Annotated in this window: 21 protein-coding genes; 2 read left to right on the top strand and 19 right to left on the bottom strand. The window is 65.5% G+C overall.

Annotated elements, in window-relative coordinates; all coding sequences use genetic code 11:
• Positions 1–20: 20 nt before the first annotated feature.
• The 5 genes from GGD67_RS25200 to yajC are packed head-to-tail and all read right to left on the bottom strand — an operon-like array spanning position 21 to position 4,392.
• Positions 21–884, bottom strand: coding sequence for a phytoene/squalene synthase family protein (locus tag GGD67_RS25200; protein ID WP_179736578.1), 864 nt, complete (start codon positions 882–884; stop codon positions 21–23).
• Between the two features lie 7 nt (positions 885–891).
• The gene (locus GGD67_RS25195; protein WP_018317885.1) at positions 892–1,275 is read right to left on the bottom strand and encodes an Mth938-like domain-containing protein; all 384 of its coding nucleotides are present in this window, start codon (positions 1,273–1,275) and stop codon (positions 892–894) included.
• Positions 1,276–1,335: 60 nt separating this feature from the next.
• Positions 1,336–2,355: a protein translocase subunit SecF gene (gene secF / locus GGD67_RS25190; protein WP_018317884.1), complete on the bottom strand. Its 1,020-nt coding sequence runs from the start codon at positions 2,353–2,355 to the stop codon at positions 1,336–1,338.
• Positions 2,356–2,365: 10 nt separating this feature from the next.
• Positions 2,366–3,970 (bottom strand): protein translocase subunit SecD, encoded by a 1,605-nt coding sequence (gene secD / locus GGD67_RS25185; protein ID WP_092257844.1) that lies wholly within the window; start codon positions 3,968–3,970, stop codon positions 2,366–2,368.
• Positions 3,971–4,017: 47 nt separating this feature from the next.
• Positions 4,018–4,392 carry a preprotein translocase subunit YajC gene (gene yajC / locus GGD67_RS25180; RefSeq protein WP_014495068.1) on the bottom strand — a complete coding sequence of 125 codons (375 nt, stop codon included), beginning with the start codon at positions 4,390–4,392 and terminating at the stop codon, positions 4,018–4,020.
• 182 nt (positions 4,393–4,574) lie between these two features.
• Between yajC and GGD67_RS25175 the strand changes: the two genes are divergently transcribed.
• Positions 4,575–5,567 (top strand): ATP-binding protein, encoded by a 993-nt coding sequence (locus GGD67_RS25175; protein ID WP_179736576.1) that lies wholly within the window; start codon positions 4,575–4,577, stop codon positions 5,565–5,567.
• Positions 5,568–5,744: 177 nt separating this feature from the next.
• Here the strand turns inward: GGD67_RS25175 and GGD67_RS25170 are convergent, their stop codons facing one another.
• Both GGD67_RS25170 and GGD67_RS25165 read right to left on the bottom strand, forming a co-directional pair.
• Positions 5,745–7,145, bottom strand: coding sequence for a LysM peptidoglycan-binding domain-containing M23 family metallopeptidase (locus GGD67_RS25170; RefSeq protein ID WP_179736575.1), 1,401 nt, complete (start codon positions 7,143–7,145; stop codon positions 5,745–5,747).
• Positions 7,146–7,254: 109 nt separating this feature from the next.
• The gene (locus tag GGD67_RS25165) at positions 7,255–7,905 is read right to left on the bottom strand and encodes a protein-L-isoaspartate(D-aspartate) O-methyltransferase (RefSeq protein WP_018317880.1); all 651 of its coding nucleotides are present in this window, start codon (positions 7,903–7,905) and stop codon (positions 7,255–7,257) included.
• Between the two features lie 229 nt (positions 7,906–8,134).
• Here GGD67_RS25165 and GGD67_RS25160 point away from each other — a divergent pair, with 229 nt between their 5' ends.
• Positions 8,135–8,506, top strand: coding sequence for a response regulator (locus tag GGD67_RS25160; RefSeq protein ID WP_008547195.1), 372 nt, complete (start codon positions 8,135–8,137; stop codon positions 8,504–8,506).
• 3 nt (positions 8,507–8,509) lie between these two features.
• On the opposite strand, the gene surE is transcribed toward GGD67_RS25160, so the two are convergent.
• From surE to GGD67_RS25100, 12 genes are all read right to left on the bottom strand, one after another.
• Positions 8,510–9,277: a 5'/3'-nucleotidase SurE gene (surE, locus tag GGD67_RS25155; protein WP_018317879.1), complete on the bottom strand. Its 768-nt coding sequence runs from the start codon at positions 9,275–9,277 to the stop codon at positions 8,510–8,512.
• 95 nt (positions 9,278–9,372) lie between these two features.
• Positions 9,373–9,735, bottom strand: a complete 363-nt coding sequence (locus tag GGD67_RS25150) for a hypothetical protein (RefSeq protein ID WP_092257836.1) — start codon at positions 9,733–9,735, stop codon at positions 9,373–9,375.
• 149 nt (positions 9,736–9,884) lie between these two features.
• Entirely contained in the window at positions 9,885–11,216 is a 1,332-nt protein-coding gene (gene serS, locus GGD67_RS25145; protein ID WP_179736574.1) for a serine--tRNA ligase, read from the bottom strand.
• 213 nt (positions 11,217–11,429) lie between these two features.
• Positions 11,430–12,248, bottom strand: a complete 819-nt coding sequence (tatC, locus tag GGD67_RS25140; RefSeq protein ID WP_018317876.1) for a twin-arginine translocase subunit TatC — start codon at positions 12,246–12,248, stop codon at positions 11,430–11,432.
• Entirely contained in the window at positions 12,245–12,739 is a 495-nt protein-coding gene (gene tatB / locus GGD67_RS25135; RefSeq protein WP_018317875.1) for a Sec-independent protein translocase protein TatB, read from the bottom strand. The genes tatC and tatB overlap by 4 nt, the downstream gene beginning before the upstream one ends.
• 90 nt (positions 12,740–12,829) lie before the next feature.
• On the bottom strand, positions 12,830–13,063 hold the full coding sequence (locus GGD67_RS25130; protein ID WP_018317874.1) for a twin-arginine translocase TatA/TatE family subunit: 234 nt from the start codon (positions 13,061–13,063) through the stop codon (positions 12,830–12,832).
• Between the two features lie 167 nt (positions 13,064–13,230).
• Positions 13,231–13,995: an SMC-Scp complex subunit ScpB gene (scpB, locus tag GGD67_RS25125; RefSeq protein WP_179736573.1), complete on the bottom strand. Its 765-nt coding sequence runs from the start codon at positions 13,993–13,995 to the stop codon at positions 13,231–13,233.
• 21 nt (positions 13,996–14,016) lie between these two features.
• Positions 14,017–14,856, bottom strand: coding sequence for a ScpA family protein (locus GGD67_RS25120; RefSeq protein ID WP_018317872.1), 840 nt, complete (start codon positions 14,854–14,856; stop codon positions 14,017–14,019).
• Positions 14,853–15,881 carry a beta-N-acetylhexosaminidase gene (gene nagZ, locus GGD67_RS25115; RefSeq protein ID WP_179736572.1) on the bottom strand — a complete coding sequence of 343 codons (1,029 nt, stop codon included), beginning with the start codon at positions 15,879–15,881 and terminating at the stop codon, positions 14,853–14,855. The genes GGD67_RS25120 and nagZ overlap by 4 nt, the downstream gene beginning before the upstream one ends.
• A 46-nt stretch (positions 15,882–15,927) precedes the next feature.
• Positions 15,928–17,490 (bottom strand): SPOR domain-containing protein, encoded by a 1,563-nt coding sequence (locus tag GGD67_RS25110; protein ID WP_179736571.1) that lies wholly within the window; start codon positions 17,488–17,490, stop codon positions 15,928–15,930.
• 141 nt (positions 17,491–17,631) lie between these two features.
• Positions 17,632–19,422, bottom strand: a complete 1,791-nt coding sequence (gene argS / locus GGD67_RS25105; protein ID WP_179736570.1) for an arginine--tRNA ligase — start codon at positions 19,420–19,422, stop codon at positions 17,632–17,634.
• A gap of 9 nt (positions 19,423–19,431) precedes the next feature.
• On the bottom strand, positions 19,432–20,628 hold the full coding sequence (locus GGD67_RS25100; protein ID WP_049814859.1) for a deoxyguanosinetriphosphate triphosphohydrolase: 1,197 nt from the start codon (positions 20,626–20,628) through the stop codon (positions 19,432–19,434).
• Positions 20,629–20,713: the final 85 nt, after the last annotated feature.

Genomic DNA, 20,713 nt, shown 5'->3' with positions numbered 1-20,713 from the left:
TCGAGGCGATAAGCCAGCCGCTATTTGGTAAATTCCCGGGAACGTGAAGCCCGCCACAATGTCCAGAGCGTACGCAGCCGCGACGTCGGCTGCGGCGCAAACGGATCGCGGCCGGGCTGCGACAGGCGCTTGAGATCGGCCCTGACCTGGCTCAGCGGCAGAAACGCCGGACGCGCCTGCACCGGAACGTCCGCCAGCAGCGACAAGGCCGTGGTCAAATGCTGCTGCGCCTCGCCTGCAAGCTGCTCCAGTACGGCGCGGAGGCTCGCCGTCTCCTTGCCAGCGAACACGTCCTCCATCTGGCAGCCATGGCTCGCCAGCACCTGTTGCGGCAGGAATAGCTGCCGGCGCGACGCATCGCGCGGCAGGTTCGCGATGATTTGCACGATGCCCTGCGCCAATCCCGCATGACGGGCGAGATGTTCGACCGCCCCCGACGGCGGCCCCAGGACCTGCGCCGCCAGACCAAATAACGCCGACGAGGTCGCGGCCAGATAGCCCTCCAGCGCCGCCATGGTCGGCATCGGATCGTTGTAGAGGTCGAACTGGTGCTCGTCGACGAGCAGCGACAGCGGCTCGACCGGCAAGTCGAACTCGCGGATCGCACGCAGCAGCTCCGCCGCCACGGGATTGCCCTCGGCACTGCCGTGCACCAGGCCGGAAAACAGATCGGTCCACCATTGAAAGCGGATTTCGCCGGGCAAGGGCTGGCTCACCTGGTCGCGGACGCGGACGATCTCGACATTGAAGGCATAGAGCGCCAGCAGCGCACGGCGCTCGGCGGCGGGCGCGAACAGTGTCGCCGCATAGCGCGGAAAGTCATGGCTGCGCACGAGATCGGCGCAGAAAGTGACCGAATCGGGCGGCGGCGCGGCGCTGCTCATGTGCTGTTCATGGCACCGCGATCAGCGCAGCGGCAACGCGCCGCCGTTCGCCGATCATGATGTTGTAGGTGCGCACAGCGGGACCGGTCTGCATCGTGTCCAGCACCACCCTCACCGCCTTGAGCGCCTGCCGCAGCGCCGGCGGCGGCAGCCAGACCCCGGTTCCGGTACCGATCAGCAGGGTGTCGATGCTGTTGGCGGCCGTGAAGACCCGGTCCAGCGAATAGCGGTCGATCCTCGCGGGATCCGTCACGTCCCAGGCCCAGATCGCGTCGGGCAGGCACAGCAGCGAGCCCCGATGCGACATGCCTGCGAAGGCGAAGCCGCCCTTGCCATAGGCTTCGATCGGCGCCGAGCGCGGGAAATGCGGTGCGTTGGGATCGCCGGCCATGAGCTTCGTCCGAATGGGCTTACTGCCCTCGCAAACGCCTGCGAGGGCATGCGGTTCGGATCATGCCTTGCTTTTCTTCGCCGGCGTAGCCGTATCGGGCGCATCCTCGCGATGCTCGCCGACGCCGAGATAGATCAGGATCGGCGCCGCGATGAAGATCGAGGTGTAGGTGCCGACCAGCACCACGCCGAACATCATCACCGCGGTGAAGCTGTGGATGGCGTGACCGCCGAACAGGAGCAGCGCCAACAGCGCCAGCGTCACCGTGAAGTGGGTGATGATCGAGCGCGACAGCGTCGAGTTGATGGACTCGTTGAGCAGCTGCGGCATCGGCATCTTCTTATAGCGACGCAGCATTTCACGGATGCGGTCGTAGATGACGACGGTGTCGTTGAGCGAATAGCCCAGAATGGTCAGCAGCGCGGCGATGCTGGTCAGGTCGAAATCGACCTGGCTGATCGACATGAAGCCGATCGTGAGCACGATGTCGTGCACGTTGGCGATCATGGCGCCAAGCGCGAACTGCCATTCGAACCGGAACCAGAGATAGATCAGGATCGAGATGATCGCGAGCATCAGGCCGAGCATGCCGTAGGCGAGCAGCTCGCCGGCGACGCGCGGGCCAAGCACCTCCGTACGCTGGATGTCGACGCTGTCGCCGAGCGCGCCACGAAGCTTTTGCAGCGCAGCCTGCTGGGCGGCGTCGCCGCCCGGCTGTTCCGCAACGCGGATCAGGACGTTCTCAGGGCCGCCGAACTCCTGCAATTGGACTTCGCCCAGTCCCAGCGCGTCGAGCTTGGTGCGCATCGCCGCGATGTCAGCGGTGCCGGACTTTGCCTTGACCTCGAGCAGCGTGCCGCCCTTGAAGTCGATGCCCAGATTTAGCCCATGGGTGAAGAACAGCGTAATCGCTACGATCGACAGCACCGCCGAAATCGGGAAGCTGATCCGGCGGAAACGCGTGAAGTCGAAATGCGTGTTGTCCGGGACGATCCGCAACGACGGCAACAGGCCGAGGGCTGCGACCACAGTGAGAATGGCGATGAGGACGCCGAGCCCGATGAGAACGGTGTGAGTCACGATCAGGCTCCTAGATCGGCACGCTCTGCGGCCGCTTCCACCGCACCCACCAGGCCACGATCAGCCGGGTCATGGTGAAGGCGGTGAACACCGTGGTGATGATGCCGATACCGAGCGTCACGGCGAAGCCGCGCACCGGGCCGGTGCCGATGTAGAACAGCACCGCGGCGGCAATGAAGGTGGTGATGTTGGAATCGAGGATGGTCGCGAGCGCCCGCTTGAAGCCGGCGTCGATCGCCGAGATCGCGTTGCGGCCGCCGCGCAGCTCCTCACGGATACGCTCGTAGATCAGCACGTTGGAGTCCACGGCAATGCCGACGGTGAGCACGATGCCGGCGATGCCGGGCAGCGTCAGCGTTGCGTTGAGCAGCGACAACAGGCCGAAGATCATGGCGACGTTGATGGCCACGGCGATGTTCGCGAACACCCCGAACAGCCGGTAGGTCAGCAGCATGAAGATGATGACGAGGATCGAGCCGACATAGGCCGCGAGCTCGCCCTTCTCGATCGAGTCCTGGCCGAGGCCCGGACCGACGGTGCGCTCCTCGACCACCGTCAGCGGCGCCGGCAGCGCGCCGGCGCGCAGCAGGATCGCCAGATCGTTGGCCGACTGCACGGTAAAGCTGCCGGAGATCTGGCCCTGGCCGCCGGTGATGGGCTCGCGGATCACGGGCGCCGAGATCACCTTGTTGTCCAGAACGATCGCGAACGGCAGCCCAACGTTCTCCTGCGTGGCCTGCGAGAACTTGCGCGCACCCGAGGTGTTGAACTTGAAGCTGACGACCGGCTCGCCCGTTCGCTGGTCGAAGCTCGCCTGGGCATCGGTCAGATCGCCACCGGCGACCAGCACCTGCTTCTTGACCACGTAGGGCGTGGGCGGCGGCGAGGCGCTCATCAGCAGTTCGGATTCCGGCGGCAACCTGCCCGCTTGCGCCTGATCCGGCGGCACGGAGGTATCGACCATCCGGAATTCCATCTTCGCGGTCCTGCCCAGCAGCTCCTTCAGGCGGGTCGGGTCCTGAAGGCCGGGGACCTGCACCAGGATGCGGTCATTGCCCTGGCGCTGGATCACGGGCTCGACGGTGCCGAGTTCGTTGACGCGGCGTTCGACGATCTGGATCGACTGCTCGATGGTCTTGCGCAGGCGATCGAGGATCGCAGCCTGCGGGACGCTCAGGCGGATCACCCCGCCGCCGGCATCGGTCACCTCGAGGTCGCGCTGACCGCTGGATCCCATCAGGCCGCCCAGCGGCTGAGACAGTTCGCGCAGCTTGGCGAGCGCAGCCTGAGCATCTGATTCCTTGGTGATGCGAACCTCGACCGCGTCGTTGCGCACGGTGACGCCGCCGGTGAAACCGATCTTGGCATCGCGCAGCGTGCGGCGAACGTCGTCGCGGATCTGGTCGAGCCGTTCCTTCTTCACGTAGTTGGAATCGACCTCGAGCAGCAGGTAGGAGCCGCCCTGGAGGTCGAGGCCGAGCACGAGCCGGCGCTGCGCCCAGGCCGGCCAGGTCTTGACCTGCGACTCGGGGAAGAAGTTCGGGACCGCGCAGAGGCACACGATCAGCGCCGTCAGGATGATCCCGAGCGCCTTCCACCGCGTGAAATACAACATCGACTGGACCTGTCAGATCAGGAGACTTGAGATGCTCGCGGACACGCTCACTTCGAGGCGGCGTCGTCCTTGGCGGCTTCCTTGCTATCCTTGGATTCCTTCGCCGGCTCGCCCTTGGCGCGCACGCCCGAGATCATCTGGCGCATCTGCCGCACGCGTACGCCGTCGGAAATCTCGAACTCGATCTGATCGTCGTCCACGACCTTGGTGACCTTGCCGACGAGGCCGCCCGAGGTCACCACGGTGTCGCCGCGGCGGATATTCTTCACGAGGTCGGCGTGGTCACGGACCTTCTTCTGCTGCGGACGCAGAATCAGGAAGTACATGATCACGAAGATCAGGGCGAACGGCAGCAGCGACATCAACATGCTGTTGGTGTCGCCGGCGCCCGCGGCCTGGGCATACGCAGGGGTAATCAGCATTCGGACGATCCTCGTGAGAACGGGGGAAAGCCGGTCAGGCCCTCAAAGGCGACCGGTTCGGTCAAATTCGCGCGGACTATAGCGGCCATTGCCCCAATTGCAACGCTGCCAGACTGCCCTTTTGACCCACCTTGCGGCGCGCCGTCAGGCCCGATAAGGCTGCGTTCTCAGGAACTTCGGACATGCCCAAAAACCTTAGCAAAAGCCCGGCCGGCAAAGGCCCCCGCACCCCTGCCCGCAAGCCCGCCCCCGTCGCGGCAAAACGCCCCAAGGGGGCCGTCAAGGCAGCCCTCGAGGCGGCCCCAAACCTCTCCCAGGAGCGCATGGTCCGCGCGCTGGAGACCATTGCGGCGCACCTCTCCGCCCAGGGCAAGCCGGCCCTCGAACGCGAGTCGTTCAAGCAGGCCGATGCCTATGTCTGGCACCCCGACGGCCGCCTCGCCGCCGTGCCGCGGGTCAGCCGCGTCGAGCTGTTCCTGCTCAAGGGCGTCGACCGCATGCGCGACATCCTGATGGAGAACACCGAGCGCTTCGCCAACGGCCTGCCCGCCAACAACGCGCTGCTCTGGGGCGCGCGCGGCATGGGCAAGTCGTCGCTGGTCAAGGCGGCGCATGCCAGCATCAACGCGGAGCGAAAGCCGGCGGACAGGCTGAAGCTGATCGAGATCCACCGCGAGGACATCGAAACGCTGCCGATGCTGATGGAGAAGCTCCGGGACGCGAGCTTCCACTTCATCGTGTTCATCGATGACCTCTCCTTCGACGGCAACGACGCGTCCTACAAATCGCTGAAGGCCGTGCTCGAAGGCGGCATCGAGGGCCGGCCCGAGAACGTCATCCTCTACGCCACCTCCAACCGCCGTCATCTGCTCGCGCGCGACATGATCGAGAACGAGCGCTCGACCGCGATCAATCCCGGCGAAGCGGTCGAAGAGAAGGTCTCGCTGTCGGATCGCTTCGGCCTGTGGCTCGGCTTCCACCGCTGCAGCCAGGACGAATACCTCGCCATGGTGCGCGGCTATTGCAGCCATTTCGGCATTGAGGTCGACGATGAGGCGCTGGAGCGCGAGGCGCTGGAATGGTCGACCACCCGCGGCTCCCGCTCGGGCCGCGTCGCCTGGCAGTTCGTGCAGGAGCTGGCGGGCCGACTGGGCGTGAAGCTGACGGCGAAGTAAGGCTGGCTTTCACCCCACTCACAACTGTCATTCCCCGCCTTGTGCGCAATTGCGCACTGGAGCGGGGAATCCAGTTCGCCGCAGCCTATCGGCTCAACCACAACTATCTCTTGAATACTGGATCGCCCGCTTTCGCGGGCGATGACACCGTTCGTGTGGTGAGGGGCTGGCGGCGCCTCACGCCCCGTTCAGGAACTGAAGCGGGTCAACCGGGCTCGATCCCTTGCGGATCTCGAAGTGGAGCTGCGGCGACGCCACCTCCCCGGATTGACCCGACTTGGCAATGACCTGACCGCGCTTGATGGTATCGCCGCGCTTCACCATCAGCTCACTCGCATGGGCATATGCGGTGACGTAGCCGTTGGAGTGCCGAACCAGGACCAGATTGCCGTAACCCTTCAGCTCGTTGCCGGAATAGGCGACGACGCCGTCTTCGGCCGCCTTGACCGGCGTCCCCTCGGGCACCGCGAGATTGATGCCGTCATTGGACTTGCCATTGGTCTTGGCGCCGTAGCTCGTGACCACCTTGCCGCGCACCGGCCAGCGGAAGGTCGGCAGCGCGCTGGTGGTCTCCGCAGCTTTCGCCGGGGTCTCGGCGGGCTTCTCCTCGACGTTGGTCGTGGCCTGGGCCAGGCGAGCGCTCTGCACCGGCGCGGCGACAGTCGCCATCTTGGTGGCGGGCGCGGGAGCGGCAGCAACCGGCTGGAGCGTGCCGACAACCGGAGCAGCCCCGACAGGAGCCGCTGCAACCGGCGCCGCGAGGGCAGCGGTCTTGGCACCGGGCACGGTCAACCTGGTGCCGAGCTTGAGCTTGGCCGACGGATCGAGGCCGTTGGCACGGGCGAGCTCGGCCGACGTGATATGGTTCTTGCGGGCGATGCTGGCGAGCGTGTCGCCGTGGTTGACGAAGTGGGTGCTCGGCGGCGCCGCAATGGCCGCAACCGGCTTGGCTGCAGGCGCCATCGCAGGAGCCGCAGCGACGGGAGCCAACGCGGGCGCGGGTGCAGCGGCCGCGGCCGGATGCGGGATGATCAGCTGCTGGCCGGGCGAGAGCGAACGCGGCCCCTTGTAGCCGTTGGCGGCAAGGATCGCCTGCGGCGTGACACGATAACGCTTGGCGAGGACGTCGAGCGTATCGCTGGTGCCGACGATGATCTTGGTGCCTCCGGCCGGCTGAGCCGCGGCAACGGAACGCGGCGGCACGGTGGCCGTGGTCTCAAGATGAGGCTGCGTCGGGGGCGCGTAGGAGCTGACGCCGCGCCCGCCTCCGGACACGCCACCACCACCCGTGACGGGATAGGATTGCGGTGGGGACACCGCCGGCGGCGGCAAGGGCTGAGACTGATAATAGCCGGGCTGCGTCTGCGGCCGCGAATATTGCGGCAGCTCGCGCTGCTGCGGCGGCGGGGCCTGCTGCACCGAACCGGTCTGGTCAGAGGAGAAGGGGTTGGAGAAGTTCGACTGGGACAGCCGCGACGACATGTCGGCGCTGCATCCTGCGAAACTGAAGGAGATCAGCGCCAGCACCGCGACCTGCGGTACGCGGCGCGAGTAAAGCAACTCGGCGACGACGGACATGGTTACTCACTCGTACGCAACAGAACTGGTGTTTTAAGTAAACACGCGCCGAGTAAATAACGGCTTAACCCTCCCAATAAGATGTTGGCGGCGCAGCCGATCCGGAAATCTACAGCTCCCGCGCCACCCCGGGCAGTGCCGGCACGAAGCGGACCTCGACGAGTTCCTTGCGCTCGATCCCGGCTTCGGTGCGGGTCAGGCGGACCAGCGTCTGCACACCCTGATGCGGGCCGACCGGCGCGATCAGGATGCCGCCGACCTCGAGCCGCTCGACCAAATTGTCCGGAAGCTGCTCGACCGCGGCGGTGACGATGATGCGGTCGAACGGACCGATATTAGGCGGCAGATTGAGCCCGTCGCCGAGCATCACCTCGACATTGTGACAGTCGAGCTTTTCGAGCCTGGCGCGTGCCGTATCGGCAAGCTTGCGGTAGCGCTCGACTGTCAGGACCTGGCCGGCGAGCCGCGACAGCACGGCAGCCTGATAGCCGGAACCTGCCCCGATCTCGAGCACGCGATGCCGCTTCTGGAGCTGGAGCTGCTCGGTCATGTAGGCCACGACGAAGGGCTGGCTGATGGTCTGCCCGCAGGCGATCGGCAGCGCGCTGTCACGATAGGCGCCGTCGCGATCGGCCTCGTCGACGAAAAGCTCGCGCGGCACCTCCTCCATGGTTCGCAGCACCGCCTGATCGCTGATGCCCCGACGCCTCAGCGTGAGCTGAAACATCATCTTTTCCGGCGGATGCTGATGGGAGGTCATTGCCTGCTTGTGCTGTCTTGCCGGGGCCAGTGGACGTTAAACCCGGGCGCAAGAATCGTGTTCCTGCTCAGGAACCCATGATAACCTTCGCCTGGAGCATTTGACCACAAATTGGCTTGCCACGGGCGAGCCGCGATGACCATTTTGCAGGTATCCGTTCGTCGAAACGCGCATTGCGTCAATTCGTGTTATCTGCGAACGTTTTTGGCAATGGGCAAGGGACTCAACTATGACCGCGACAGGGCTTTCCGGCCGCTCTGTATTTCTCGTCGAGGACGAGGTGATGATCAGGATGATGGTCGCGGACATGCTCGAAGAGCTCGGCTACAAGGTCGCAGCTGAGGCCGGCGACATCACCGAGGCCATGCGGCTCGCCCAGGCGACCGAGTTCGACATCGCCATTCTCGACGTCAACGTCAACGGCAAGGTGATTTCGCCGGTCGCCGACGTGATCAAGGCGAAGGGCTGCCCGTTCATCTTCGCCACCGGTTACGGCTCCTCCGGCCTGCCCGAGCAGTACCGCGACCGGCCGGCGCTTCAAAAGCCGTTTCAGCTCGACGCACTCGGCAAGACCATCGAAGCCGCACTTCGCGGCGGCTAGCCGCTATTTCAGCGTCGCGCTGAGCTCTTCCGAAAACGCTTCGTTGGTACGGTCGAGCCTGAGCGGCGTGACCGATACATAGCGCTCGCGAAGCGCCGCCAGATCGGTGCCGTCCGCCGGCGTGTCCATCATCGCGGCGCGCTCGAAGCCGATCCAGAAATAGGGATTGCCGCGGCCGTCCTGGCGCTCATCGATCCTGAGGAAACCGAGATTGCGCTTGCCCTGGCGCGTGACGCGGATGCCCAGCACATCCTCGGGCGCGCAGGACGGGAAATTGACGTTGATGACGGTGTCCTTCGGAATGCCCGCGGCAATCACCTTGCGCAGGATGTCGGGCCCGAATTTGCGCGCGGTGTCCCACGGCGGGCGCTCGCGGGTCTCTACGCTGAACTCCTGCGACAGCGCGAATGAGGGTAACCCCAAGATGGTGCCTTCCAGCGCGCCGGCGATGGTGCCGGAATAGACCACGTCCTCGGCGACGTTGCGGCCCTTGTTGACCCCGGACAGCACGACGTCGGGCAGCTTGGCACCGAGGATATGGCGCGCGCCCATGATGACGCAGTCGGTCGGCGTGCCGCGCACGGCAAAGTGCCGCGGACCGACTTCGCGCAGGCGCAAGGGATCGTTCAGCGACAGCGAATGCGACACGCCGGACTGGTCGAGTTCGGGCGCCACCACCCAGACGTCGTCGGACAATGCGCGCGCGATCTCCTCCACGACCTTGAGGCCGGGGGCGTGGATGCCGTCGTCATTGGTACAGAGAATGCGCATGCGAAGGGTCGATTCCAAAAAAACGGGGTCTGAGCGGTCTTATCCGGCTCCGGCCGATCAGGCAAACCGGCTGATCGGAGGTTCCCGGCCACGTCCTACCGGCGGATGCGCCATTGCGGCAGGAAGCGCGCCAGCCGCCCCTCCGCACGCAGACTCATCGCGGGTACCGCCGGACTGACGATCGGCGCCTCGATCACGCCGAGCGCCTCCAATTGCGCAACGAACGCATCCGGCTCCGGCGTCTGCGGAAAGCGTTCGCGCGCCACCGTCAGCGCGTTGTCGAAGTCGGCGGCATTCACCCCGGGCTTGGCCCGCCGACTCTGCACGAGATCCTCGTCCCAGAGCCGCGCGATCTCGATGTCGAGCACGCCCCGCAGGCGCTGATCGACGGCCTGGATGCCCGCCCCCGTCACCGCCCATTGTCGGCCGACCCAGAAGATGTCGCGGTGCAAGGCCATGAACGGTGGGTTCGCGTTGCGGGGCCGGCAGGATAGCCGGCCGCCAGATCTTCGCAACCGATCGTTTCCGCCGTTACAGGCGAGCAATGCGATTCTCGTCTTGACGCGTTTTCTTGACGCGAACCGTACCCACTTCGCCCGAAAACGCTTTAGTCGCGCCCGATCACCTTCACGCCGCCCATATAGGGCTGCAGCACGTCGGGGACTGCGATCGAGCCGTCCTCCTGCTGATAGGTCTCCATCACGGCGATCAGCGCGCGGCCGAGCGCGGTGCCCGAACCGTTCAGCGTGTGGACGAAACGCGGCTTGCCGTCGGGACCGCGCGAGCGCGCATCCATGCGCCGTGCCTGGAAGTCGCCGCAGACCGAGCAGCTCGAGATCTCGCGGAATGCCCCGCCCTCGCCCTGCCCCGGCATCCAGACCTCGATGTCATAGGTTTTTTGCGACGAGAAACCCATATCTCCTGCGCAAAGCGTCATCACGCGATAATGCAGGCCGAGCCGCTGCAGCACCTGCTCGGCGCAGGACAGCATCCGCTCCAGCTCGTCCTTGCTCACCTCCGGCGTCGTGATCGAGACCAGCTCGACCTTGGTGAACTGGTGCTGGCGGATCATGCCGCGCGTGTCACGCCCGGCAGCGCCCGCCTCGGCGCGGAAGCACGGCGTCAGCGCAGTGAGCCGCATCGGCAGTTGCTTCTCGTCAAGAATGGATTCGCGCGCGAGGTTGGTGAGCGAGACTTCCGCGGTCGGAATCAGGCCGAGGCGCTCAGTCCGCAGACGCTCCTGGTCGGGCGAGGCAAGCAGCTCGCCCTTGATCGCCCAGAACTGATCGTCCTCGAACTTCGGCAATTGGCCGGTGCCGAACATGATCTCGTTGCGCACCAGCAGCGGCGGATTGATCTCGGTATAGCCGTGCTCGTCGACGTGCAGATTCAGCATGAATTGTCCGAGCGCGCGCTCGAGCCGCGCCAGCGCCTTCTTCAGCACGACGAACCGCGCACCGGAGAGTTTTGCCGCCGCCTCGAAATCCATGTAGCCCAGCGCCGTGCCGAGGTCGTCATGCAGCTTCGGCGCAAAGCTGTAGTTGCGCTTGTTGCCGAACACGTGGTGCTGGACGTTGCCGTGCTCGTCGACACCATCGGGCACTTCGTCGAACGGAATGTTCGGGATCGCGGACAGCTCTTTGGTCAGCTCCTCATCGGCGGCTTTGGCGGCGGCCTCGAGCTGCGGCATCGTAGTCTTGAGCTCGGCGACTTCGGCCATCAGCTTGGCCGCGCGCGCCTCGTCCTTGGCCTTCTTGGCATCGCCGATCTCCTTGGACGCCGCGTTGCGCCGCGCCTGCGCCTGCTCGGACGCCAGGATCGCCGCGCGCCGCGTCTCGTCGATCGCGAGCAGCGAGGCCGACAACGGCTTCAGGCCGCGCCGGGCGAGGCCGGCGTCGAAGGCTTGCGGATTGTCGCGGATCGATTTGATGTCGTGCATGGCTGTGGTCCTGGATCGGCGCGTAAACAGACAACGGCAAACGTTGTACGTCAGCGCGTCCCCTAGCACAGCTGCCATCATCCGCGAAGGCGGATGATCCAGTATTCCAGAGACGGTGGTGATTCTCCGAGGGGCCGCGGCGTACTGGATTCCCCGCACCAGTGCGCAATTGCGCACAAGGCGGGGAATGACACCGGAGCGTGGGGCGGCGCCCTACTCCGCCGGATTGGCCGGCGTCGACACGTCGGTGCCGGTGGCGGCCTGCGCCGCGGCGGCGGCCTTCTTCTCCACCATCGCCACCGCGATGATCGAGCCCTCATAGAGCGCCATCAGCGGAATCGCCAGCGAGCACTGGCTGATCACGTCGGGCGGCGTCAGCACGGCCGCGATGACGAAGGCGATGACGATGAAATAGCGCCGCTTCTCGCGCAGCATCTTCGAGGTGATGATGCCGATGCGGCCAAGCAGCGTCAGGATCACCGGAAGCTGGAAGGCAATGCCGAAGGCAAAGATCAGCGACATCATCAGCGACAGATATTCGCCGACCTTCGGCAACAGCTCGATCTTTGCGGTCTCGTCGCTGCCGAGTTGCTGCATGCCAAGCGAGAAGCGCGCCAGCATCGGGAACACAACGAAATAGACCAGCGCCGCACCCAGCACGAAAAAGAACGGCGTCGCGACCAGATACGGCAGGAAGGCCTGCTTCTCGTGCTTGTAGAGCCCGGGCGCCACGAACATGTAGACCTGCCCCGCCACGATCGGGAACGAGATGAAGGCCGCGCCAAACATCGCCAGCTTCAGCTGGGTCAGGAAATACTCCAGAAACGCGGTGTAGATGAGCTTGGCGTTTGCGGGGTCGCCGACGGCCAGGACATATGGCCATACCAACACGTTGAATATCTGCTTGGCGAAGAAGAAGCAGAAGATGAACGCAATGCCAAAGCCGAGTAGCGCCTTGATCAGCCGCGAGCGCAGCTCGATCAGATGGTCCATCAGCGGGGCTTTGCTGGCCTCGATATCGGCGTCGGTCATGACGCTTTGGCGTCCTTGATCGCTTCGGATGGCGCGGTGTCCTGCGCAACCGGTGCCTGCTCGACCTCACGGGTGATCGCAAGCGGCTCGTTGGCGGCCGCATGCGCCTCGGCTTCAATGAAGGTCGCAGGCGTCGGCGCTTCCGGGGTGGTTGGTGTTACCGGCGGTTCGACCGCCGTTGTGGTCGACGTCTCTGCCGGCTTGTCCAGCGCATCGACACGGAGCGCGTCGCTGACGTCCTTCTGCAGCGAGGTCAGCGGATTGAAGCTGGTCGCGGCTTCCTTGACCTCGTCGAAGCTCTTCTTGAGGTCGGCCATTTCGGCCTCGCGCATCGCTTCCTGGAACTGGCCCTGGAATTCGGCGGCCATCTTGCGGGCCTTGCCCATCCATTGGCCGACCATGCGCAGCACGCCCGGCAGCTCTTTCGGGCCGATGGCGATCAGGGCCACGACCCCGATCAGGACCAGTTCACTCCACCCGATGTCGAACATGAGGTCTTCCGTTCACGCGAAGCCGCAGCCGGCCCAATCCCTTGCGCGCAGGATCGGGCCGCACCCCGCGTCTCGCGTGCTTCTTCCGGCTCAGACGGCCTTGCTGCCGACGTCGGACCGCGCCGCGGTCGGCGCACCATTGTGCTCGATGGACTTGGCCGGCTCGGGCTTCTCGGCGGGCTTGTCGTCGTCCTGCATGCCCTTCTTGAACGCCTTGATGCCCTGCGCCACGTCGCCCATCAGATCCGAAATCTTGCCGCGGCCGAACAGCAGCAGGACCACTGCGATCACCAGGATCCAGTGCCAAATGCTGAGTGAACCCATCCTGCAACCCTCCAAACGCGCATGGCCGGGGACCCGGCCGATCTTCACCGAAACCTAGGCTTGGCAGGTCTCAAAAACAAGGACCTAGGCAGCGCCAATTCGCTGTTGGCACTACGTAATCTTGCTAGTATTAACCGGTCGCAGGGCACCGGTAAAACGCAAAGGCCTCACTCTTCCGAGCCGCCTTCACCGCCCCCCTCATTGCCGCCCTGCGGCGCCTCTTCCGGGGTCTCGGGCTCGACCGCAGGCGCCAGCGCAAGATCGAGGTCCTCGCCCGGTTCCAAGGGATCCTCATCCTCGCGAAGCTGCGGGTCGTCCGACGGCGTCGGCACGCTGAATCCGGTCGGCAGGCGCGAATCCAGCAGACCCGTGCCCTTCAGCTCCTCGAGGCCCGGCAGATCGCCGAGCTGTTCCAGGGTGAACTGCGACAGGAAGTCCTCGGTGGTTCCGAAGGTCAGCGGACGGCCGGGCGTCTTGCGGCGGCCGCGCGGCTTGATCCAGCCGGTCTCCAGCAGCACGTCGAGCGTGCCCTTTGAGGTGACCACGCCGCGGATCTCCTCGATCTCGGCGCGCGTCACCGGCTGGTGATAGGCGATGATCGCCAGCACCTCGATCGCCGCACGCGACAGGCGGCGGGTCTCGGTGCTCTCCCGCGTCATCAGCCAAGCGAGATCGCCCGCCGTGCGGAAGGACCATTTGTTGGCGATGCGAACAAGATTCACCCCGCGCAAGGAATAGTCGGCCTGCAATTGCTCGAGCGCGGCCTTGACATCGACGCCCTCGGGCATGCGCTTGGCCAGCGTCGCGGTATCCAGTGGTTCACTCGAAGCGAACAGCAGCGCTTCCAGCAGCCGCAATTCCTCGGGACGTGCCTGGGATTCGTTCTCCATCGGCTCGGCCTCTTCTATCCGCACTTCAGCCAGGCTTGCCATGGCAGATTCTCCTTCTTGCACTTAACCGACCGGCGCATCAGGCGCAGGAGCTGCGTCCGGCACCGGTTTGGGGCGCCCCTTCCGGAAATAGATGGGCGCAAACGCCTCTTTCTGGTTCAGCTCGAGCTGACCTTCGCGAACCAGTTCCAGCGCGGCGGCGAAGCTCGAGGCGAACACCGTCGCGCGCTGCGTCGGATCGGCGACGTGCCGGACCAGGAAGTCGTCGAGCACGCCCCAATCGTCCTGCTCGCTGATGCTGCCGACCAGCCGCTCCAGCGTGGCGCGCGCTTCCGCGAGCGACCAGACCGTGCGCTTGGCCAGATGCACGCTCGCCAGCACGCGCGACTGGCGCTGCGAGGCGTAGGCAGTGAGCAAATCGTACAGCGTCGCCGTGTATTTCGGGTGCTTGATCTCGGCGATCTGCTCGGGCTCGCCGCGCGGGAAGATGTCGCGCAGCAATTGCTGCCTGTTCATCAGCCGGTTGGCGGCTTCGCGGATGGCCTCCAGCCGGCGCAGGCGATTGGCAAGCGCGGTCGCCATCTGCTCGGCGCTCGGGCCCTCCGCGCTCGGCGGCTCGGGCAGCAAGAGGCGCGACTTCAGGAAGGCGAGCCATGCCGCCATGACGAGATAGTCGGCGGCAAGCTCGAGCCGGATCTTTCGTGCGGCTTCGATGAAGTGGAGATACTGGTCGGCCAGCGCCAGGATCGAGATCTTGGCGAGGTCGACCTTTTGCTGTCGCGCCAGCGCGAGCAGCAGATCGAGCGGGCCCTCATAGCCCTCGACGTCGACGACCAACGCCGGCTCACCCTCGGCGAGCTCTGCGGGCCGCCCGGTTTCGAAAGATAGAATTTCTGCGGTCATGCGGAAGCCGTGTTTGCCCGTGCGATCAATGCGTCCAGCTCAGTGCGTGCGGCGACGCGGTCGAGCGGTTGCGGCGCCTTGCGCGCGGCGAGCGCGGCGTTCGCCCGCTCCAGCGCCCGGCCCGACAGCTCAGGTGTCTGGCCGGCGACCTCGCGCATCTCCTCGATATTGCCGTTGCAATGCAGGGCCATGTCGCAGCCGGCCGCGAAGATGGCGCGAGTCCGCTCGGCGATATTCCCCGACAGCGCGTTCATCGACACGTCATCACTCATTAACAAACCCTGGAACCCGATTGCGCCGCGAATCACGTCAGCAATCATTGTCGCAGATGTCGTCGCCGGATGGGCGGGGTCGACCGCGCTAAACACAACATGTGCAGTCATGGCCATCGGCAGGTCCGAAAGCGGCTTGAACGCGGCGAAGTCGGTCCGTTCCAGCTCTCCCCTCGGCGTATCGACCGTCGGCAGCTTGAAATGGGTGTCGGCAGTGGCCCGGCCATGGCCGGGGATGTGCTTGAGGACCGGCAGCACGCCGCCCTGCTCCAGGCCCTCGGTGACCGCGCGCGCGATCGCCGCGACCTTGCCGGGCTCGGTGCCATAAGCCCTGTTCCCGATGACCGCATCGGCGCCCTCGACCGGCACATCAGCGAGCGGCAGGCAATCCACGGTGATGCCGAGATCGGCAAGATCGGCCGCGATCAGGCGGGCGGACAAGCGCGCCGCGGTGAGCCCGAGTGCTGAATCAGTGTCGTACAAGGTCGAGAAAACGGCGCCCGGCGGGTAGACCGGCCAGTGCGGCGGACCCAGGCGCTGCACCCGTCCGCCCTCCTGATCAATCAGGACAGGCGCGTCGGCGGCACTCGCCGTCGTCCGCAATTCCGCAACCAGTGCAGCGACTTGAGCTGGGGTTGCGACATTGCGCTTGAAGAGGATGAAGCCCCATGGGCGCTGGTCGCGGATAAACTCCCGCTCGACGGCGGTCAGTTCCGTTCCGGATACACCGGTAATGAAGGCCCGCGTGCTCATAACGGCCGATTAACCCTGACCCGCGAGGGGGTCAAGGAAACGGCCGTTAATTCCTCTGGACGAAGCAGGCGGACAAGCCTGCAGACTTCAGGCTGTTGCAGGCGTGCGTCGCCTCCTCGGCCGAACCATAGGGACCAGCGAAGGCGCGGTAGACGACGCCCTTGCCCTTGTCGGTGAGGTCGACGCGCTTGATCACCGGCGAACGGGAGCCGAGCACGCTGCCATATTTGCTCTGAAGCACGCGGTACGACGCGGCCGCGCTATCCTCGCTCTGCTGCGAGGAGACCTGCACGATGTAGCCACCGCCGCTGCTGGCGGGCGCGATTTGCGTCGGGGTGGTCGCAACCACCCGCTGCGGCGGTTCGGCCGCCGGGACCGATTGCGGCGCCAGCGACATCGGCTGGTTGGCGCTGGCATTGGCCGAAGTCGGCGGATTGCGCGGTGCCGGCGGCACCACGGGCGCGGCAACAGGCTTCGGCGCAGCCGTCGGCTTGGCGGCGGCGGCCGATTGCGGCGTGGCGCTATCGGTCTGATCGCCCTTCACGGCGACAGTCCTGATCGGGCGCGGCGAACTGTTCGACATCGTGCCGTTGCTCGCGCCCGTGCTCGGCGGCGGCACCGCAGACGGCGACACGCTCGCCACCGACGGCGGGTTCGCGTTCTGGTTCAGCGGCGGGAACACCACGCGAGGACCACCCGCCTTGGCGTTGACGTCGACCGGCGCTTCTTCGCGCGGCACGATCTTCTCGGTGCCATCGCCGCTCACCATGCGATCCGGCACCTTGGCCGAGGAATCCGACGGCGCGGGTACGATCTTGGTCGGAGTGTTATCGGCCTTGATGATCGGCGGCTCACCGCTGCGGGGCGATCCGACATAGGTCTTGTAGGCGAAGGCGGCGCCGGTGCCGACCACGGCAAGCGCCAGGATCGCAGCGACCGTCATCATGCCGCCGCGCTGCTTCTTGGGCTCTTCGGGCTCCGCCTCCGGATAGTCGCTCTGATACGCGTAGGGATCGTCGGGATAGGCCGGATCGCGCTGATAGTCCTGCTCGCCTGCCTCCAGCCGGCCATAGAGCGCATCGTCGTAGCGCGACGGATCGGGCTGCTGCTGCGGATACGGCTCCTGATAGGCCTGCTGCTGATAAGCCTGCGATTGATACGCCTGGTCCTGCGGCTGGTAAGCCTGCTCCGGATAAGCGTGTTCCTGATAGGCCTGCGGCTGATGAACATCAGGCTCGGGCGCGGCAGGCTGAGCGGAATAGCGGTGCAACGGATGGACCGGGCTGACCGACACGGGATAGTCGGGCTCGGGAGCCGGCGCCGGCTGCACGTTGGCTCGCCGTATCCATGAGGGCGGCGACGGCGCTACCGGCTCGGCATAGTCCTGCTGGTAGTCGTCCTGCCGATCGTCGTCTTGCTGATAGCCCTGCGCGGGCGCAGGGACTGCCGGCGGATGTGCGCCGGGCCGCCCCTGAGCTGCGAACGGATCGGTCTGTCCGATCAGGCGGGCGAGCTCGGCCAAGGGATCGCTTTCCGCCTTGCCATGCTGGGCGCCACCGCGACCATAGTCATCGGAGGGAAACGGTCTGTCCTGATATCGTTCGGCCATCGTGATGATGCGTCCCTTCGGGAAAGCCGCGCGCCCCTCGACCAAGGCACGGCTTTCGACCCACAAGGCTTTCAACCAAGTCTAAGCGATCCGGCTTCTGCCGGTTACCCCCGATATTCCCCTTAAGTAGTTCGCCCCAAACTACCGCATCTCGTTCGGGGCATGGACGCCGAGGATGGCGAGGCCCGATGCCAGAACCGAGACGACGCCCTGGACCATGGCCAGTCGCGCCTTTGTTAGATCTGCATCATTATTGATAATGAAGCGTAAATAGGGCAAATCGCGCCCCTTCGTCCAAAGTGCATGAAATTCGCTGGCTAAATCATAGAGATAAAAGGCAATTCGGTGCGGCTCGTGGGCCGCGGCGGCAGCTTCCAGCATGCGCGGAAATATTGCGAGCCGCTTGAGCAGGTCGAGCTCGACGGGGTCTGACAGCCGTTCCACCGCCGACTCAGCGAGCCAGGCGATCCGCTCGCCGGAATCCTCCGGCAGTTCCGGGAACACCTCCGCTCTCGCGTTGCGGAAGATCGAGTGGCCGCGGGCGTGGCCGTACTGGACGTAGAACACCGGGTTATCGCGCGACTGTTCCATGACCTTGGCGAGGTCGAAGTCGAGCACCGCGTCGTTCTTGCGGTAGAGCATCATGAAGCGGACGGCATCCTGGCCGACCTCATCCACCACCTCACGCAAGGTGACGAAGTCCCCGCTCCGCTTGGACATTTTCACCGGCTCGCCGTTGCGCAGCAGCTTGACGAGCTGGACGATCTTGACGTCGAGCGAACCCTTACCAGAGGTCGTCGCCTTCACCGCCGCCTGCATGCGCTTGATATAGCCGCCATGGTCGGCGCCCCAGACGTCGATCATCTCCGCAAAACCGCGGTCGAACTTGTTCTTGTGGTAGGCGATGTCGGCGGCGAAGTAGGTGTAGGAATTGTCCGATTTGATCAGCGGACGATCGACGTCGTCGCCGTAAGCCGTCGCCTTGAACAGCAGCTGCTCGCGGTCTTCCCAATCCTCGACCGGCGCGCCCTTCGGCGGCGGCAGGCGGCCTTCGTAGACATCGCCCTTGGCCTTCAGGAAATCGATGGTCTCGGCAACCTTGTTGTTGCCGGTCTCGATCAGCGAGCGCTCGGAGAAAAACACATCGTGGCGGATGTTGAGGGCGGCGAGATCGTCCTTGATCTCGTCCATCATCATCGCGATCGCCTTGGCGCGCACCGTCGGCAGCCACTCGACCTCGCTCATCGCGAGGAGCTTGTCGCCGTGCTCTTTCGCCAGCGCCGCGCCGACCGGCTTCAGGTAGTCGCCCGGATAGAGCCCCTCCGGGATCGCACCGATGTCCTCGCCGAGCGCCTCGCGGTACCTGAGGAACGCGGAGCGCGCGAGCACGTCGACTTGGGCGCCCGCGTCGTTGATGTAATATTCGCGCGCGACGTCGTGGCCCGCGAACTGGAGCAGGCTCGACAGCGCGTCACCAAACACGGCGCCGCGGCAATGGCCGACATGCATCGGCCCGGTCGGATTGGCAGAGACGTATTCGACATTGACCTTGGACCCGCCGCGGACCCGGCCGTAATCGGCGCCCTCGCGCAGCACTGTCCGTAACGCCTCGGCCCAGGCGGCCGGCCTCAAGGTCAGATTGATGAAGCCGGGACCGGCGACGTCGACCTTGGCGATCAGCGCGTCCGCGCGCAGCCGCTCTGCGATCCGCTCGGCGAGGTCGCGGGGCTTTGCCTTGGCCTCTTTCGCCAGCACCATGGCGGCGTTGGTCGCCATGTCGCCATGGGAGGGATCGCGCGGCGGCTCGACCACCACGCGCGCGAAATCGATGCCCTCGGGCCAGTTGGCTTCCGCCGCCAGCGTACGGCAGGCGGCGTGCACGCGTGCAAGCACGTCGGCGAACAAATGCAGTGCTGAGGATGTGTCGGGCATGGCCGCCGCCTAACGCAAATCCGGGGTCGAGTCAAAAAGCCGCTGGTGCTCGGTCAGGGCGAAACGGTCGGTCATTCCGGCAATGAAATTGCCGATCCGGCGGGCTCGGTCACCCTCATTATCCGCCTCCGCCCCCAGCAGCCATTCCGGCGGCAGCTCGCTAGGGGCTTTCAGGTATTTCGCGAACAGGTCGAACAGGATCTGTTCCGCCTCCCCCATCACCCGCATCACCCGCTTGTGACGGTACATGTGCTGATAGAGGAAGGTCTTGATGGCGGCCTCTTCTTCGGCGACCTCGGCCGGAAATGCGACCAGGGCCCGGCTCTGCTGGCGGACATCCTGGGCCGATTGCGGCTTCACCGCGGCGAGGTTCTTCTGCGCCTGCGCGAACACCGCGCCGATCAGGTGCGAGATCAGCTCGCGCACCAGCTCGGCGCCACGCCTGAGGTCCTCGAGATCGGGATAGTGCGCTGAGGTCTCGGCGATGATCTCAGCCGTGAGCGGCATCACCTTGAGATCGTCGAGATGGAACAGGCCGGCGCGCAGGCCATCGTCGATATCGTGGGCATCATAGGCGATGTCGTCGGCGATGGCGGCGACCTGCGCCTCCAGCGAGGCGAAGCTCCACAATTCGAGGTCGTAGGTCTTGATGTAGTCGGCGATTCCGACGGGAATGCCCTGCTCGCGATAGCGCCCCACCGGCGCGCCGCCGCGGTCGGTCAGCGGACCGTTGTGCTTGACGATGCCCTCCAGCGACTCCCAGGTCAGGTTGAGCCCGTCGAAATCAGGATAGCGATGCTCGAGCGAAGCGACGACGCGGAGCGTCTGGGCGTTGTGGTCGAAGCCGCCAAATTCCTTCAGGCAGGCGTCCAGCGCCCGCTCGCCGGCATGGCCGAACGGGGGATGGCCGAGATCATGGGCCAGCGCCAGGGTTTCGGTGAGATCCTCGTCCAGCCCGAGCTGCCGGGCCAGCGCCCGGGCGATCTGCGCCACCTCCAGCGAATGGGTCAGCCGGGTGCGGTAATGGTCGCCCTCGTGGAACACGAACACCTGGGTCTTGTACTTCAGGCGGCGGAACGCGGTGGAGTGGATCACCCGGTCGCAATCCCGCCGGAACGGGCTGCGGGTCCGGCTCGGCGGCTCCGCGACCAGCCGGCCGCGGCTGCGGTCGGGATCGCAGGCATAGGGCGCATGGGGGGCAGCCATTCCGACGGACACGACGAATTTAGTCCCTATCCATTTGATTCTGCGTATCCTTGCACTTAACTATGCCGGACGCGGGATACCAAAT

Origin of the sequence: Bradyrhizobium sp. IAR9, from assembly GCF_013408065.1 — a bacterium.
Lineage (GTDB): Bacteria > Pseudomonadota > Alphaproteobacteria > Rhizobiales > Xanthobacteraceae > Bradyrhizobium.
This window is presented reverse-complemented; position numbering and strand designations above follow the sequence as displayed.

What these genes read in the sequence shown, in the direction of transcription:
- GGD67_RS25100 (WP_049814859.1), bottom strand. Translation starts at nt 20,628, where the DNA reads ATGGCTGCCCCCCATGCGCCCTATGCCTGCGATCCCGACCGCAGCCGC.
- yajC (WP_014495068.1), bottom strand. Translation starts at nt 4,392, where the DNA reads ATGCTGATTACCCCTGCGTATGCCCAGGCCGCGGGCGCCGGCGACACC.
- GGD67_RS25150 (WP_092257836.1), bottom strand. Translation starts at nt 9,735, where the DNA reads ATGGCCTTGCACCGCGACATCTTCTGGGTCGGCCGACAATGGGCGGTG.
- GGD67_RS25200 (WP_179736578.1), bottom strand. Translation starts at nt 884, where the DNA reads ATGAGCAGCGCCGCGCCGCCGCCCGATTCGGTCACTTTCTGCGCCGAT.
- GGD67_RS25170 (WP_179736575.1), bottom strand. Translation starts at nt 7,145, where the DNA reads ATGTCCGTCGTCGCCGAGTTGCTTTACTCGCGCCGCGTACCGCAGGTC.
- GGD67_RS25175 (WP_179736576.1), top strand. Translation starts at nt 4,575, where the DNA reads ATGCCCAAAAACCTTAGCAAAAGCCCGGCCGGCAAAGGCCCCCGCACC.
- nagZ (WP_179736572.1), bottom strand. Translation starts at nt 15,881, where the DNA reads ATGAGCACGCGGGCCTTCATTACCGGTGTATCCGGAACGGAACTGACC.
- GGD67_RS25110 (WP_179736571.1), bottom strand. Translation starts at nt 17,490, where the DNA reads ATGGCCGAACGATATCAGGACAGACCGTTTCCCTCCGATGACTATGGT.
- secD (WP_092257844.1), bottom strand. Translation starts at nt 3,970, where the DNA reads ATGTTGTATTTCACGCGGTGGAAGGCGCTCGGGATCATCCTGACGGCG.
- surE (WP_018317879.1), bottom strand. Translation starts at nt 9,277, where the DNA reads ATGCGCATTCTCTGTACCAATGACGACGGCATCCACGCCCCCGGCCTC.
- GGD67_RS25195 (WP_018317885.1), bottom strand. Translation starts at nt 1,275, where the DNA reads ATGGCCGGCGATCCCAACGCACCGCATTTCCCGCGCTCGGCGCCGATC.
- tatB (WP_018317875.1), bottom strand. Translation starts at nt 12,739, where the DNA reads ATGTTCGACATCGGGTGGAGTGAACTGGTCCTGATCGGGGTCGTGGCC.
- tatC (WP_018317876.1), bottom strand. Translation starts at nt 12,248, where the DNA reads ATGACCGACGCCGATATCGAGGCCAGCAAAGCCCCGCTGATGGACCAT.
- serS (WP_179736574.1), bottom strand. Translation starts at nt 11,216, where the DNA reads ATGCACGACATCAAATCGATCCGCGACAATCCGCAAGCCTTCGACGCC.
- GGD67_RS25130 (WP_018317874.1), bottom strand. Translation starts at nt 13,063, where the DNA reads ATGGGTTCACTCAGCATTTGGCACTGGATCCTGGTGATCGCAGTGGTC.
- scpB (WP_179736573.1), bottom strand. Translation starts at nt 13,995, where the DNA reads ATGGCAAGCCTGGCTGAAGTGCGGATAGAAGAGGCCGAGCCGATGGAG.
- GGD67_RS25120 (WP_018317872.1), bottom strand. Translation starts at nt 14,856, where the DNA reads ATGACCGCAGAAATTCTATCTTTCGAAACCGGGCGGCCCGCAGAGCTC.
- GGD67_RS25160 (WP_008547195.1), top strand. Translation starts at nt 8,135, where the DNA reads ATGACCGCGACAGGGCTTTCCGGCCGCTCTGTATTTCTCGTCGAGGAC.
- argS (WP_179736570.1), bottom strand. Translation starts at nt 19,422, where the DNA reads ATGCCCGACACATCCTCAGCACTGCATTTGTTCGCCGACGTGCTTGCA.
- GGD67_RS25165 (WP_018317880.1), bottom strand. Translation starts at nt 7,905, where the DNA reads ATGACCTCCCATCAGCATCCGCCGGAAAAGATGATGTTTCAGCTCACG.